This window comes from Paludibacterium flexuosum (assembly GCF_037076605.1).
Classification (GTDB): domain Bacteria; phylum Pseudomonadota; class Gammaproteobacteria; order Burkholderiales; family Chromobacteriaceae; genus Paludibacterium.
In genome coordinates this window covers 2,187,906-2,202,827 of sequence record NZ_AP029060.1, presented here as the reverse complement: position 1 = coordinate 2,202,827, position 14,922 = coordinate 2,187,906, and the positions used below count along the sequence as shown (strand labels likewise).

Here is a 14,922-nt window from a genome sequence, read left to right as displayed (position 1 = left end):
AGAAAAGGAAACATCCAGATGCAAGATCAACATGCCTGGTCCGGCCGGTTCTCCGAACCGGTGTCGGAACTCGTGAAGAAATACACTGCTTCCATCGGTTTCGATTACCGTCTGGCGCCCTACGATATCGAGGGTTCGCTGGCGCATGCCGCCATGCTGGCGCGTGCCGGGGTGCTCTCGGCCGAGGACCTGGCGGCGATCCGCCGCGGCATGGCCGAAATTCAGGCGGAGATTGCCGCCGGTCAGTTCGAGTGGCGACTGGATCTGGAAGACGTGCACATGAATATCGAGCGCCGCCTGACCGACAAGATCGGCGACGCCGGCAAGCGCCTGCATACCGGCCGCAGCCGCAACGATCAGGTGGCGACCGATATCCGGCTGTGGCTGCGTGCCCAGCTGGATCTGATCGGACCGCTGGTCGGCGATCTGCAGCGCGCACTGCTGGATCTGGCCGAGCAGCATGCCGAGACGGTGATGCCGGGCTTTACCCATCTGCAGGTGGCACAGCCGGTGACTTTCGGCCATCACATGCTGGCCTATGTGGAAATGCTGGCGCGCGATGCCGAGCGGCTGGCCGACTGTCGCCGCCGCGTCAATCGCCTGCCGCTCGGGGCGGCGGCGCTGGCCGGCACCACCTTCCCGATCGACCGCCACTATACGGCCGAGCTGCTGGGCTTTGACGATGTCTGCCACAACTCGCTCGATGCCGTGTCGGATCGTGATTTCGCCATCGAATTCTGCGCCGCCGCCAGCCTGGTGATGACCCATCTGTCGCGCTTGTCGGAAGAGCTGGTGTCGTGGATGAGCCCAAGTGTCGGTTTCATCGATATCGCCGACCGCTTCTGTACCGGCAGCTCGATCATGCCGCAGAAGAAAAATCCCGACGTGCCGGAGCTGGTGCGCGGCAAGAGCGGGCGGGTCAGCGGCCATCTGGTGGGGTTGCTGATGCTGATGAAGTCGCAGCCGCTGGCCTACAACAAGGACAATCAGGAAGACAAGGAACCGCTGTTCGATACCGCGGATACCCTGATCGACACGCTGCGCATCTACGCCGACATGATGCGCGGCATTACGGTCAAGCCGCAGGCCATGCGCCGCGCCGTGTTGCTGGGCTTTGCCACGGCGACCGATCTGGCCGACTACCTGGTGAAAAAGGGACTGCCGTTCCGCGACAGTCACGAGGTGGTGGCACTGGCGGTGCGCCATGCCGAACAGCAGGGGCGCGATCTGGCCGAGCTGTCGCTGACCGAGCTGCAGGGCTTTAGCGCGCTGATTGGCGAGGACATCTACCAGGTGCTGACGCCGGAAGGCAGCCTGGCGCAGCGCAATCATGTCGGCGGTACGGCGCCGGCCCAGGTGCGGGCACAGATTGCGCGCTGGCGGCAGAGGCTGGCCTGATCTCCGTCTGGAGATTGTCTGAAATCCACAGCGCCGTCCGGCAAGCCGCCGGACGGCGCTGTTTTTTCTGGAACTTCACCCGTCGTCGGCAGCCCAAACGGTTCAGATCACTTTCCCAGACCATGACCATGAAACTGACGGATGAACTGCCCGTTTTCCGGCTCTCGGCGCTACTGCTGTCGCTGTGCACCCTGCCAACCCCTGCGCTGGCACTGACCCCGGCTCAGCAGCAAGCCATGCGGAAGCAGCTGGCGCAGCTGGAACAAAGCAGCGGGGGCCGACTGGGGGTGGCGCTGATCGATACCGCCGATAACACACGCATGAGCTACCGCGGCGACGAACGCTTTGCCCTATGCAGTACCAGCAAGGTGATGGCGGCGGCCGGCCTGCTGAAGAAAAGCGAGTCGGATGCCGGTCTGCTGGACCGGCAGGTGCCGATCAGGCCGAAAGACCGCGCAGGCTACGGGCCGATCACCGATCAGCACATGAATCAAGGCATGCGCTGGCGTGATATCGCCGCCGCCGCGGTGCAGTACAGCGACAATCCGGCGATGAACAAGATGATTGCCGAGCTGGGCGGCCCGGTGGGGGTGACGCGCTTCAGTCGCCAGATCGGTGACCGGACTTTCCGGCTTGACCGCACCGAACCCCAGCTCAACAGCGCCAAACCGGGAGATGTGCGTGATACCACCACGCCGACCGCCATGGCCGACAGTCTGCGCAAGCTGACGCTGGGCGATGCGCTGGCGCCGGCGCAGCGGGCACAGCTGGTCAGCTGGCTCAAGGGCAATACTACCGGGGGCGAAAGCATCCGCGCCGGTGTGCCGGCGGGCTGGGTGGTGGGGGACAAGACCGGCAGCGGGGATTACGGTACCACCAACGATATTGCCGTGATCTGGCGCCAGGGACAGGCACCGCTGGTGCTGGTGACCTACTTCACCCAGCACGATCCGAATGCCTCTGCCCGGCGCGATGTGCTGGCGCAGGCGGCGCGTATCGTCAGCAGCACGCTGCAGCCCGCACCCTGATTATTTCATTTCCCAGGTAACACCGAGCAGGGTTTGCCAGCCAGCGGTATGGTGGCTGTTCTGATCGGCCTGCCAATGGCTGCCAACGCCGGCATCCAGATACCAGTTGCCGCTGAGCGGGTGGGAGACCACCAGCAGCAGATTGCCCTGCTCCAGTTGCCAGCCGTCCTGTGCCTGGTTCTGGTGATCGAGGGACTGGCGACGGGTCTTGTCGGCCAGACTGGCCCAGCCCACCAGACTCAGTTTGTGGCGACCAAGCATGGTGAGCGGGGCATCCAGGCTGGCGACCAGCAGATGTCCCGGGTTGTGGTTGCCGAGCCGGCTGGCATAGCCGACGGACAGCGTGCCGTCATTGGGCAGGTCCAGGCCGTAGCGTGCGACCCCCAGACTTTGTGAGGCATGGCTGCCAAGGGACCAAACCGGTTCGAAGGCCGCGCCGAGCGAGACCCAGCCACCGGGCGCCGGCAGCAGCCAGCCGCCTTCGCCATCCTGCCAGTAGGCGGCACCGTAGCGGGTCGGGTACAGCGCCGAAACACCGACCTGGAGCTGGGAACTGCTGCCAAAGTCGGTCTGGTGGGTGACCACGGCGGTGGTGACCGACAGGTTGGGCTGGGGGGCTTCCGCCAGACAGGTGCCGCTGATCAGCAGCAGGCAAAGGGGCAGGGTTGTACGCATAGAGGCTCCTCAGACCGCCTCGGCGGTCTGCAGTTGTTGCAGCAGGTAGAGACGCTGGTAGATCCCGCCTTGCTGCATCAGCTCATCGTGGCGGCCGGATTCGGCGATGCGGCCATGGCTGAGCACGATGATGCGATCGGCGTCGCGGATGGTGGACAGGCGGTGGGCGATGGAGATCAGGGTGATCTTGCCGGTCAGGCGGGCCAGCGCCTGCTGTACCAGCTGTTCGGTGGCGCTGTCGATATGCGAGGTGGCCTCGTCCAGCAGCAGGATGCTGGGTCGTCCGGCCAGGGCCCGGGCAATGGCGATCAGTTGCTTTTGCCCGCTCGACAGGCGTCCGCCGCTTTCTCCCATGTCGGTGGCGTAGCCCTGCGGCAGCGACAGGATCAGCTCATGCACGCCGGCGGCACGGGCGGCTTCTTCGATCTGCTGTGAGGACAGTCCCCGGCCCATGTCGATGTTGTCGAACGCGCTGCTGGCCAGCAGAAAAGGCTCTTGCGGCACCAGGCCGACACCGGCGCGGAAGGCGACGCTGCCGAGGCTGTCCAGTGGCTGTCCGTCGATCAGGATTTGTCCTTGTTGCGGGCGATAGAAGCGCAACAGCAGGGACAGCAGGGTGGACTTGCCGCTGCCGGTATGGCCGACAATGCCGACAAAGCTGCCGGCCGGAATATCCAGCGTCAGATCGTGTAATACCGGATGCCCGCTTTGATAGCTGAAGCCGACCTGCTCGAAGCGTACGGACCCTGCCCCGATTTTCCCCTGCCCCTGATCTGCCTGCATGCCCGGCTCGGCCAATAATTGATCGACACGGGCCGCCGCGACGACCGCCTGCTGCAGCTGGCCGAATTGCATGGTGATCTGGATCAGCGGTTCGACCACCCGGCCGATATAGCTGACGAAGGCATACAGGACGCCGATTTCGCGTCCGCCCAGCTCGCGCAGGCCGAAGCGGTAGATCACCACCGTCAGCAGCAGCACATTGAGCAGGTCGAGCGCCGGTCGCAGCAGCCAGGCATTGGCGCGCAACTCGCCCAGGCGGGCCTGGTAGTAGTGCTGGTTGGTGTCATCGAAACGTCGGATGAAGCGTGCCTCGGCATTGCTGGCCTGCAGCACGCTGATGCCGGAGATGGATTCGGCCATCTGGGCGTTGATCTCGCTGCGCAGGGCGCGGGCACGGGCCACCGAGGGGGCGCTCAGCCGCTGGTACAGCCAGACGATGGCCAGGGTCGCGGGAAACAGCAGCAGCGAAACCAGCATCAGATGCCAGTCCAGCCAGGCCATGGCGGCCAGGGCCCCCAGCACGATGATGCTGTTGTTGAGAATCACGAACAGGGCCTGGACGTACAGCGCCTTGACCGACTCGGTATCGTTGGTGACGCGGCTGACCAGTTGTCCGGTGATGGCCTGGTCGAAGAAGGCCATCGGCAGACGGATGACATGGGCGAAGACCTGTTCGCGCAATCGCTGTACGGCGCGCATGGCGACACCGGCCAGTCGCACCAGTTGCAGGTAGCGGATCAGGGCCGCGCCGTAGCCCAGCAGCAGGGAGGCCGCCAGCAGGCCGATCATCGCCGGCCAGGCCAGATGGTGCGGCAGCAGGTAGCTGTCGATGAACACCTTGCCGAGGAAGGGCGCCGAGGCTTCCAGCAGGGCTGCCAGCAACAGCCAGACACCGCCCAGCCACAGGTGGCGGCGGTCGGGGGCGGCTGCCTGCGCCAGCAGGGTCAGGGCGGCACGCCGGTCGAGTCGGGGGGATTCAGACGGCATCGAGGCTGGCCTCCAGTTGTTGATAGCGCCACTGACTGGCATACCAGCCATCTTTGGCCAGCAGTGTCGCGTGGTTGCCCTGTTCGACGATTCGCCCGCCATGCATGACGACGATGTGATCGGCATCGGCCACTGCCGACAGGCGATGGCTGACGATCAGGACACTGCGACCGCGGCGGGCATCACGCAGGTGTTGCAGGATCTGGTGCTCGGTCTGGGTATCCACGGCGGACAGGGCGTCGTCCAGCAGCAGGAGCGGGGTGTCGGCCAGCAGGGCGCGCGCAATGGCCAGACGCTGGCGCTGGCCACCCGACAAGGCGACGCCCTTTTCGCCAACCGGCGTGCCATAGCCTTGTGGCAGGCGCAGGATGTCTTCATGTACGGCGGCCAGTCGGGCGACGCGTTCGATGTCCTGCTGGCTGGCCTGTGGCTGCACCAGGGCAATGTTGTCCGCCACGCTGGCGGAGAACAGGAAGGGCTCCTGCGGTACCCAGCTGATGGCGCCGCGCAGGGTGCCGAGCCGGTAGTCGGCCAGGTCGGTACCCTGCCAGTCGATCTGGCCTTGTTGCAGCGGGTATTGCCGCATCAGCAGTTTTAGCAGTGTGGATTTGCCGCTGCCGGTCGGGCCGACGATACCGATGGTCTGGCCATGCTCGATCTGCAGGTCAATGCCGCAGAGTGCCGGTGTCTGTTGCTCGGGGTAGTAAAAACCGACCTGCTGGAAGCGCAGCGGGCCAGGTTGCAGCTGCGTCTGCCGGCCCAGGTCGGGTACGGAAGGCGCGGCGGCAAAGATCGGCTGCAGGCGTTGCCAGGCGGCGTTGCCGCGCTGCAGGAGCGACAGCACCCAGCCCGCGGCGAACATCGGCCAGATCAATTGCACCAGGTACATGCTGAAACTGGTCAGCGCGCCGATGGTGAGCTGTCCCTGCCAGACCAGATAGCCGCCGAGCGACAGGGCGATGACGTTGGCGCTGACCAGGGCCAGCCCGACGACCGGATCGAAGGCCGCTTCCCAGCGCTGGGCGTCCAGGCTGCTGTCCGAGGCGGCGGCTGCAAGGGCGGTCATCTGGCGATCGTTGAGCGTTTCCAGCCCCAGGGCACGCAGGGTACGGACCCCGCTCAGGGCTTCCTGCACGTGGTCGTTCATGCGGCCGAAGTGGCGCAGGGCATCGCCCCAGGCGCGGTGGATCTGGTTGGCGATGCGGCTGAAGCCCCAGGCCATGAGCGGGAAGGGCAGCAAGGCGGCGGCCGCCAGTCGCCAGTCGATGGCGAAGGTCATCATGCCGAGTACCAGCAGCAGGGTCAGCAGGCCGTCGAAACCGGCCAGCATGGCCTCGCCGGCGGCCATCTCCACGGAGTCGATGTCGTTGGTGGCGCGCGCCATCAGGTCGCCGGTGCGCTGTTGCTGAAAAAAGGCCGGGCCCTGATGGGCCAGCGAGCGGTACAGGCGGGTGCGCAGTTCGACACCCAGCTGGTAGGAGGCGGTAAACAGTTGCAGCCGCCAGCTGACGCGCAGACCGTAGATGGCCAGACCCATCAGCAGCAGTTCGCCCAGTGACAGCAACAGCGGGGTACCGTGCAACTGGCGCGCAGCCAGGGCATCGACGATATGTCCGACCTGACGCGGAATCATCACGGTCAGCATGCCGACCATCGCCAGCATCACGGCCGCCAGACAGTAGGCACGTCGGTGACGCAGAACGAAGGAATACAGCAGTCTGGACAGGGTCATGGTGCCTTGGCGGGGGGCGGGGATGGCTAAGCGAACATTCTATGCATACCTGAATGGAATGGCCAGTACGACTATTCGAATCCTTTTGGGCATTCATTGCGGCAAATCATGAGCGGATTCGCACTTTGGGTTGCTTGCCAGGGGGTGTTTATGATAATTAACTCAGACTGATTTTCGAAATCGAATCCTTATGAGCCGCTCACCCCGTCACGACAAAATCCTGCAACTGGTTCGCGAGAACGGCTTCATGCCGATTGAAGAGCTGGCGCGCATCCTGGCCGTCACGCCCCAGACCATTCGCCGCGACATCAACCAGCTGTGCGAAGACAACCTGCTGCGGCGCTATCATGGCGGGGCCGCGCTGGGCTCCAGTGTCGAAAACGAAGATTACTTTGCCCGCAAGGGCAAGCTGCAGAATGAAAAGGCGCATATCGCCGATCTGATCGCCGCCAGCATTCCCGACCATGCCTCCCTGTTCATGAGCATCGGCACCACCATCGAGGTGGTGGCCCAGGCACTGTCGGCGACGCACAAGGGCCTGCGCGTGATTACCAACAATATTCACGTGGCCTCGACCATGTCGGCCAATCCGGATTTCAACGTGCTGATTACCTCCGGGGTGGTGCGTGCCTCCGACGGCGGCATTACCGGGGTTGCCACGCTGGATTTCATCAATCAGTTCAAGGTGGATTACGCCATTCTCGGTGTCTCCGGCATTGAGGCGGACGGGTCGCTACTGGATTTCGATTATCGTGAAGTGAGGGTGGCGCAGGCGATGATGGCCAATGCCCGCCATCGCTATCTGGCAGCCGACCACAGCAAGTTCGGCCGTAATGCGCTGGTGCGCATGGGGCATATCAGCGAGTTCCACGTGATGTTCACCGATGCTCGTCCGCCTGAAGCGCTGACCAAATTGCTGGAGCAGCACAACGTTCGCCTGGTCATGGCCGACAGCTGATCCGGTTCAATTCTGATTGATGGGCACCACCTTACCTGGTGCCCTTTCCGAATTTTCTCCCTGTATTCCAAGCGAAATCCTCGTCGCAGTAGCTCCCTGCTATAATCCCGGCTTTACTGATTGCAACAGTCTGGCGCGCGGATGAACGTATTTTACGAAGAGAGTGGCAGTTTCAAGGTCGGCAGCATTGTGTCCAAAAGCGATGCCAGCTTCCAGGTGGATACCCAGCATGGCAAGCGGGCCAAGATCAAGGCTGCCAATGTCATTCTCGAGTTTGCCAGCCCGCTCGATACTTTTCTGACTCAGGCCGAGGCACTGGCCGAGGACATCGATCTGGATTTTCTGTGGGAGTGCTGCGGCAGCGACGAGTTTGCTTATGAGGATCTGGCGCGCGATTACTGGGGGCATGCCCCCTCTGCCGTCGAGGCGGCGGCCATTGTGCAGCGTCTGTCTTCGGCGCCGATGTACTTCTACAAGAAGGGCAAGGGGCGTTTCAAGGCCGCACCGGAAGAGGCGCTGAAGGCGGCGCTGGCTGGTGCGGAGCGCAAGAAGCGCGAGCAGGAGCAGATCAATCTGTGGGCCGGTGAGCTGGTGGCGGGCAAACTGCCGCAGGCAGTGGCCGACAAGCTGATGGCCCTGCTGTTCAGTCCGGACAAGAACAGTCTGGAGTTCAAGGCTTTTGACCAGGCTTGCAAGCAGAGCGGCCTGCCGCCTTTGCGCCTGGCCGACAAGGTCGGTGGCATCCGTTCGGTGCCGGAGTATCTGCTGGCCGGTTTCCTGATGGAGCATTTTCCCAAGGGCACCGGTTTTCATTACGCCGAGCCAGTGCAGCCGGTCGATGCGACGACCTTGCCGCTGGCCGAGGTCAAGGCTTTCTCCATCGATGATGCCGCCACCACCGAGATTGACGACGCCCTGTCGCTGACGCCGCTGGCCAATGGCAATCTGCGCGTCGGCATCCATATCGCGGCGCCGACGCTGGGCATCGCGGTCGGTTCCGATCTGGAGCGCATCGTCTACAGCCGGTTGTCGACGGTGTATTACCCGGGCGACAAGATCACCATGCTGCCGGACGAGGTGGTGCAGTCGTTTACTTTGCTGGAAGGGCAGAATTGCCCGGCGCTCAGTCTGTATGTCGAGGTGACGCCGGACTTCGAGCCGGTGGGGTACGAAAACCGCATCGAGTTGGTGCCGATTGCCGCCAACCTGCGTCATGCCGAGCTGGAGAAGGTCTTCAATGAGGACACCCTGCTGAATGATCCGGGGGTGGATTATGCCTTCAAGCGCGAGTTGATCTGGCTGTGGCATTTCGCCAATGCGCTGGAAAAGCGTCGCGGCAAGTTTGACCCGACCCGGGTGCAGCCGCTGGATTACACCTTTGCCATCGTGGATGGCAAGGTACAGATCACGCCGCGCAAGCGCGGGGCACCGATGGACAAGCTGGTGTCGGAGTTGATGATTCTGGCCAACAGCGAATGGGGCCGCATGCTGGGCGAGGCGGACATTCCCGGTCTGTATCGGGCGCAGAGCATGGGCAAGGTGCGCATGACCACCCGGCCGGAGCCGCATATCGGTCTGGGGGTGGCGCAATATGCCTGGTCGACCTCGCCGCTGCGTCGGGCTTCCGACTTTGTCAATCAGCGTCAGCTGGTGGCGATGATCCGGGGCGAAAAGCCGCCGTTCGAGCAGAACGATGCCATGCTGTTTGCCATTCTGCGTGATTTCGATGCCGCTTATTCGGCTTATCTGGGTTTTCAGGATCGCATGGAGCACTTCTGGTGTCTGCGCTGGTTCGGCCAGGAGGGGATCAGCGAGCTGACGGCCGTGTATCTGAAGGAAGATCTGGTGCGGGTGGATGGTGTCCCGCTGCGTCTGCGTGTCGGCGGTCTGCCGGAAATGCCGACGGGCACCCATATCCGCCTGGCGATTACCCGCATTGATGAACTGATGCAGGACATCGAGTGTCGCTATCTGGGGCCGGTGGCCGGTGAGGCGGCAGAAGTGGTGGACGGCGAAGAGGGCTGAGTGCCCGCGTCGGCGATCTGCCATGGCAAAGAGGGCGCTGCGGCGCCCTCTTTCGTTTACCTGTATGGCTCAGAACAGATCGTCGACCGTGGTGCTGGCTTCCTTGAGCTCGTCGGCGCTGGCCTGCAGTTGTTCGCGGGTGATACCCAGTTGTGTCAGGGCGCTGTCCGGCAGCAGCTTGAAGACGGTTTCGCTGTCGATTTGCTGGTTGAAGTCGCGCACGATCTGCTTGGCCAGTCCGATGACGGTGGCCAGCGGGGCCTTGCCTTCCTTGCCGTCGAGCGGGTATTGCTGGCCGATGGCGGCCACGATCTGCTCCGGGAAGCTCCAGCGCCAGGCCAGTTCGGCACCGACCTGGGTCGAATCGACGCCGAGCAGTGCGCGCTCGATATCGATACGATTCGGGCTGTCACCTACCTTGCGCTCGATCTCGGGGGTGACGCCCGGGGCGGCCAGGTGCAGCACCAGCTCGCCGATGCGTGCCAGCAGGCCGCAGGTGAAGGCCAGTTGCTGGTTCTGGTGGCTGAGGCGCGCCAGTACCTTGGCGGTATTGGCAATCTCGAAGCAGCCTTTCCAGAAAGTCTTGAGATCGAAGTTGGGGATGTTGGCGGTGGTGCCGGTGATGCCGGAGGCGATCACCAGCACGCGCAGGGTATCGAAGCCCAGAATGATCAGGGCATCATCCAGCGAGCCGACGCGCCGGCTGCCGCCGAAGCGGGCGGTATTCGCCAGGCGCAGTACCCGGGCGGTGAGCACCTGGTCATGACCGACGGTTTTGGCGATCTCTTCGTTGTTGATGACATCGGCACTGTTAAAGCTGTTGACCAGCTCCTGGACAACCTTTGGAATCATCGGCAGTTTGCCGGATGCTTTTTCAAAAACCTCTGCCACCTGCATCATCGATCTCCACGAAAAATGGCTGTGTGTCTATTGAGATTAGGCAACCATGCGGCGAATGCAAATCCAGATAGCATATCGAGGCCGGGTCAGACAGCCGGAAAATGACTGGGATGCGGGTAAGTGGCTGTTGAATAAGAAAAAAGGGTGGCTGTCGCCACCCTTGGTTTATTACGCGGTTGTCTGACTTAGCCGCCGATCTGGCTGGCGGCACGCGCCAGTTCGGTGATGCGGTCCCAGTCGCGCGCGGCCAGGGCATCGCTCGGGGTCAGCCAGGAGCCGCCAACGGCCAGTACATTGGGCAGGGCCAGGTAGTCGCTGGCACGGGCCAGATCGATCCCGCCGGTCGGGCAGAAGCGCAGGTTCGGGAAGGGGCCGGCCAGCGACTTCAGCAGCTTGATGCCGCCGACGGCTTCTGCCGGGAACAGCTTCAGAACCGAGAAGCCTTCGTCTTCGGCGCGCATCGCTTCCGACGGGGTGGCGACACCGGGCAGGAAGGTCAGGTTGGCGGCACGGGCGGCCGAGGCCAGTTCCGGGGTCAGGCCCGGGCTGATGCCGAACTGGGCGCCGGCATCGACACAGGCTTCGACTTGTGGGCGGGTGCGCAGGGTGCCGGCACCGACGATGGCGTCCGGCACTTCGTCGCGCATGCGACGGATGGCTGCCAGTGCGGCCTTGGTGCGCAGCGTCACTTCCAGCACGCGGATACCGCCAGCAACCAGCGCGTGGGCCATGTCAACGGCAATCGCCGGATCGTCGACCACGATGACCGGGACCACCGGCCCCTGACGCAGCAGGGTAATTGCATCCATTACATTTTCTCCCATTGTGGAAGGGCAAAGCTGGTTGCGCCTTCTTCTGCCGTGGTGGCAGTGTTGCGGAAGACCGCGAACAGCTCGCGGCCCACGCCGTATTCATTATGGTGCAGGTCGGCATCGCTTTCCGTGCGCAGCGCCCATTCTTCGGCATCGACCAGCACCTGCAGGCGGCCCTGAACGGCATCGACGCGGATCAGGTCGCCATCGCGTACCTTGGCAATCGGACCGCCCTGAGCAGCTTCCGGACTGACATGGATCGCTGCCGGGACTTTGCCCGAGGCGCCGGACATCCGGCCGTCGGTGACCAGCGCCACCTTGAAGCCGCGTTCCTGCAGAATGCCCAGCGAGGGGGTCAGCTTGTGCAGTTCCGGCATGCCGTTGGCGCGCGGCCCCTGGAAGCGGATCACCGCCACGAAGTCTTTTTCCAGCTCGCCGCGCTTGAAGGCGGCCAGCATGTCGTCCTGGCTGTGGAAGACCACGGCCGGGGCTTCGATGACACGGTGCTCCGGTTTGACGGCCGAGACCTTGATCACGGCCCGGCCCAGTTCACCTGCCAGTACCTTGAGGCCGCCGTCGGCGGAGAACGGGTCGGCATGGGGGCGCACGACTTCGCGATCCAGCGGCTCGGCCGGGGCATCGCGCCAGTCGAGCTGGCCATTGTTGAGCCAGGGTTCGCGGGTGTAGGCGCGCAGCCCCTTGCCGATGACGGTCTGCACGTCTTCGTGCAGCAGGCCGGCATCCAGCAGTTCGCGGATGACGAAGCCCAGGCCGCCGGCCGCATGGAACTGGTTCACGTCGGCCTTGCCGTTCGGGTAGGCGCGGGCCAGTAGCGGTACCACGGCGGACAGGTCGTCGAAGTCGTCCCAGTTGATGTCGATGCCGGCTACCCGGGCGATCGCGACCAGATGCATGGTGTGGTTGGTCGAGCCACCGGTGGCCAGCAGGCCGACAATGGCGTTGACGATGGTTTTTTCATCAATGATTTCTGCCACCGGGGTAAAGGCTTCACCCTGAGCGGAAATCTTGACGGCCTGACGGGCAGCAGCGCGGGTCAATGCCTCGCGCAGCGGGGTGCCCGGGTTGACGAAGGCGGTGCCGGGCAGATGCAGACCCATGATCTCCATCAGCATCTGGTTGGAGTTGGCGGTGCCGTAGAAGGTGCAGGTGCCCGGGCCGTGATAGGACTGGGACTCGGACTCCAGCAGGGCGTCGCGGCCGACCTTGCCTTCTGCGTACAGCTGGCGGGTCTTGGCCTTTTCATCGTTGCTGATGCCGGAGGTCATCGGGCCGGCCGGGACGAAGATGGCCGGCAGGTGGCCGAAGGACAGTGCGCCGATCAGCAGGCCCGGGACGATCTTGTCGCACACGCCGAGGTACAGGGCGCCGTCAAACATCTGATGCGACAGGGCGACGGCGGTGCTCATGGCGATGACGTCGCGCGAGAACAGCGACAGCTCCATGCCCGGCTGACCCTGGGTCACGCCGTCGCACATGGCAGGCACGCCACCGGCAAACTGGGCGGTGGCGCCGGCCTTGAAGGCTTCTTCCTTGATCAGTGCGGGGTAGGTTTCGAGCGGTTGGTGTGCCGACAGCATGTCGTTGTAGGCAGAGACGATCGCCAGATTGGCACGGGCGACTTCCTTGATGCGCAGCTTGGTATCGCCAGGCATGGCGGCAAAAGCGTGTGCCAGGTTGGTACATGAGAGCTGGCTACGCTCGACTTTGCCCTGGTGGGTCGCGGCGCGAATCCGGTTCAGGTATGCCTGACGCTGAACGCGACTGCGCTGGATGATTCGCTCTGTGACCTCGACGAGGACGGGATGTTTCGTCATGTCTGGACTCCCGCATGGATGTGTAATGATGGTAATTTTACTACAATCAAAAATCAAGCTGATTCCCTTCCCGTCGGTGTGGCTTTTGCCTTCATTCCGGTGCTATCCGGCTGACAGGAAGGCTTTAATTAGATTGAATGGTGTTCAGCTTACTTGGAAAAAATGGCGCTTAACTTGATGCAAATCCAATCTGCGCAGAATTTTCTGGTGGTAATATAATTACATCTTAACCACTTGGGATGGATGTTGCTATGCGAAACGACGCTGCTCAAACCCCTGCATTTGATATGGTGCTGTTCGGTGGTACTGGCGACCTGGTGATGCGCAAGCTGTTGCCGTCGCTGTATCAGGCGCATGCTGCCGGTCTCCTTAATAAAGATGGCCGCATTCTGGGGCTGGGCCGCAAGGAGTGGACCCGCGAGGAATATCTGGCCTATGTGGAAGACCATTCGCGCAAGCATATCAAAGAGTGCTTCACTGAGGCAGATTGGCAACAGTTCTGCGACCGTATCGATTATCTGCGTGTCGATGCCGGTTTCCCGGAACACTTCCCGCCGCTGGCCGAAAAGCTGGGGCCGATGGTGCCGGGCCGCAGCGTGGTGTGCTACCTGTCCACCGCGCCCGAGTTCTTCACGCCGATCTGTGAAAACCTGGCCACGGTCGGCCTGAATCATCCCAATGTGCGCGTGGTGCTGGAGAAACCGCTCGGCCACGACCTGGAGTCGTCCAACGAGATCAATGATGCCGTTGCCAAGTATTTCGACGAGCACCAGCTGTATCGTATCGACCACTATCTGGGCAAGGAGTCGGTACAGAACCTGATGGCCATCCGTTTCGGCAACTCGCTGTTCGAACCGCTGTGGCGTCGCGAGTGGGTGCACAACGTGCAGATCACCATTTCCGAAGAACTGGGTGTCGAAGGTCGTGGCGGTTTCTACGACCATACCGGTGCACTGCGCGACATGGTGCAGAACCACTTGCTGCAACTGTTGTGCATCGTGGCCATGGAGCCGCCGGCCAGCATGGAAGGCAATGCCATTCGTGACGAAAAACTCAAGGTATTGAAGGCGCTGCGTCCGTTCGAAGTGCAGGACGTCGCCACCAAGACCGTCCGCGGTCAGTACAAGGCGGGTGCCATCGTCGGTGGCGCCGTGCCGGGTTACCTGGAAGAGCAGGGCATTCCGCCGACCTCGACCACCGAAACCTTCGTGGCGCTCAAGGCCGAAATCGACAACTGGCGCTGGGCCGGTGTGCCGTTCTTCCTGCGTACCGGCAAGCGCATGCCGGAACGGGTGGCGGAAATCGTCATCAACTTCCGTGACGTCCCGTGCCATCTGTTCCCGAGCCCGGTCGGCCAGACTGCCAACCGTCTGGTGATCCGCCTGCAGCCGGATGAAAGCATCCGCCTCTACTTCCTGGCCAAGGAACCGGGCGACACCATGAACCTGCAGCCGGCCTACCTGAATCTGGACTTCAACGCCATGTTCAAGGTGCGTCGTGCCGATGCTTACGAGCGTCTGCTGCTGGACGTGATCCGTGGCCGTCTCGGCCTGTTCATGCGCAGCGACGAGCTGGTGGCCGCCTGGCGCTGGGTCGAGCCGATCATGCATGCCTGGGAACACTCCACCACGCCGCCCAAGCAGTACACCGCCGGAACCTGGGGGCCTGCGGCCTCGTCGGCCCTGCTGTCGCGTGACGGCATCGCCTGGCACGAAGAAAGCTGATTGATCTGCGATCCGGCACGCTGCAGGCTGGCCGCCGGATCCTGGCTTGAATGAGTTGGGGAAAC

The 14,922-nt window shown here is 63.1% G+C and carries 10 protein-coding genes and 1 pseudogene; 5 read left to right on the top strand and 6 right to left on the bottom strand.

The window, feature by feature from the left end:
* Positions 1-18: 18 nt before the first annotated feature.
* On the top strand, positions 19-1,398 hold the full coding sequence (argH, locus tag AACH39_RS10495) for an argininosuccinate lyase (protein ID WP_215780076.1): 1,380 nt from the start codon (positions 19-21) through the stop codon (positions 1,396-1,398).
* Between the two features lie 236 nt (positions 1,399-1,634).
* Positions 1,635-2,426 (top strand): annotated as a pseudogene (gene bla, locus AACH39_RS10490) (class A beta-lactamase); the annotation flags it as partial.
* Here bla and AACH39_RS10485 read toward each other — a convergent pair.
* From AACH39_RS10485 to AACH39_RS10475, 3 genes are read right to left on the bottom strand one after another with little or no spacing between them, the layout of a single operon-like run.
* On the bottom strand, positions 2,427-3,101 hold the full coding sequence (locus AACH39_RS10485; protein ID WP_338619868.1) for a hypothetical protein: 675 nt from the start codon (positions 3,099-3,101) through the stop codon (positions 2,427-2,429).
* A gap of 9 nt (positions 3,102-3,110) precedes the next feature.
* Positions 3,111-4,871, bottom strand: coding sequence for an ABC transporter transmembrane domain-containing protein (locus AACH39_RS10480; protein WP_338619867.1), 1,761 nt, complete (start codon positions 4,869-4,871; stop codon positions 3,111-3,113).
* Positions 4,861-6,603, bottom strand: coding sequence for an ABC transporter transmembrane domain-containing protein (locus AACH39_RS10475; protein WP_338619866.1), 1,743 nt, complete (start codon positions 6,601-6,603; stop codon positions 4,861-4,863). The genes AACH39_RS10480 and AACH39_RS10475 overlap by 11 nt, the downstream gene beginning before the upstream one ends.
* 190 nt (positions 6,604-6,793) lie before the next feature.
* Between AACH39_RS10475 and AACH39_RS10470 the strand changes: the two genes are divergently transcribed.
* Entirely contained in the window at positions 6,794-7,561 is a 768-nt protein-coding gene (locus tag AACH39_RS10470) for a DeoR family transcriptional regulator (RefSeq protein WP_215780085.1), read from the top strand.
* 141 nt (positions 7,562-7,702) lie between these two features.
* Positions 7,703-9,586: an RNB domain-containing ribonuclease gene (locus AACH39_RS10465; RefSeq protein ID WP_215780088.1), complete on the top strand. Its 1,884-nt coding sequence runs from the start codon at positions 7,703-7,705 to the stop codon at positions 9,584-9,586.
* A gap of 69 nt (positions 9,587-9,655) precedes the next feature.
* Here the strand turns inward: AACH39_RS10465 and AACH39_RS10460 are convergent, their stop codons facing one another.
* The 3 genes from AACH39_RS10460 to edd form a co-directional block, all read right to left on the bottom strand.
* On the bottom strand, positions 9,656-10,438 hold the full coding sequence (locus AACH39_RS10460; RefSeq protein WP_252346139.1) for an HDOD domain-containing protein: 783 nt from the start codon (positions 10,436-10,438) through the stop codon (positions 9,656-9,658).
* Between the two features lie 233 nt (positions 10,439-10,671).
* Complete coding sequence (gene eda / locus AACH39_RS10455; RefSeq protein ID WP_215780093.1) at positions 10,672-11,295, bottom strand: bifunctional 4-hydroxy-2-oxoglutarate aldolase/2-dehydro-3-deoxy-phosphogluconate aldolase; 624 nt, start codon at positions 11,293-11,295, stop codon at positions 10,672-10,674.
* Positions 11,295-13,133, bottom strand: a complete 1,839-nt coding sequence (edd, locus tag AACH39_RS10450; protein WP_215780098.1) for a phosphogluconate dehydratase — start codon at positions 13,131-13,133, stop codon at positions 11,295-11,297. Before edd ends, eda begins: the two co-directional genes overlap by 1 nt.
* Positions 13,134-13,384: 251 nt before the next feature.
* On the opposite strand from edd, the gene zwf reads away from it, so the two are divergent.
* Positions 13,385-14,857, top strand: a complete 1,473-nt coding sequence (gene zwf / locus AACH39_RS10445; protein ID WP_215780102.1) for a glucose-6-phosphate dehydrogenase — start codon at positions 13,385-13,387, stop codon at positions 14,855-14,857.
* The last annotated feature ends 65 nt before the right edge of the window (positions 14,858-14,922 follow it).

Coding starts and splice junctions, on each gene's coding strand:
- edd (WP_215780098.1), bottom strand. CDS start 13,133: ATGACGAAACATCCCGTCCTCGTCGAGGTCACAGAGCGAATCATCCAG.
- AACH39_RS10475 (WP_338619866.1), bottom strand. CDS start 6,603: ATGACCCTGTCCAGACTGCTGTATTCCTTCGTTCTGCGTCACCGACGT.
- AACH39_RS10465 (WP_215780088.1), top strand. CDS start 7,703: ATGAACGTATTTTACGAAGAGAGTGGCAGTTTCAAGGTCGGCAGCATT.
- eda (WP_215780093.1), bottom strand. CDS start 11,295: ATGGATGCAATTACCCTGCTGCGTCAGGGGCCGGTGGTCCCGGTCATC.
- argH (WP_215780076.1), top strand. CDS start 19: ATGCAAGATCAACATGCCTGGTCCGGCCGGTTCTCCGAACCGGTGTCG.
- zwf (WP_215780102.1), top strand. CDS start 13,385: ATGCGAAACGACGCTGCTCAAACCCCTGCATTTGATATGGTGCTGTTC.
- AACH39_RS10470 (WP_215780085.1), top strand. CDS start 6,794: ATGAGCCGCTCACCCCGTCACGACAAAATCCTGCAACTGGTTCGCGAG.
- AACH39_RS10480 (WP_338619867.1), bottom strand. CDS start 4,871: ATGCCGTCTGAATCCCCCCGACTCGACCGGCGTGCCGCCCTGACCCTG.
- AACH39_RS10460 (WP_252346139.1), bottom strand. CDS start 10,438: ATGATTCCAAAGGTTGTCCAGGAGCTGGTCAACAGCTTTAACAGTGCC.
- AACH39_RS10485 (WP_338619868.1), bottom strand. CDS start 3,101: ATGCGTACAACCCTGCCCCTTTGCCTGCTGCTGATCAGCGGCACCTGT.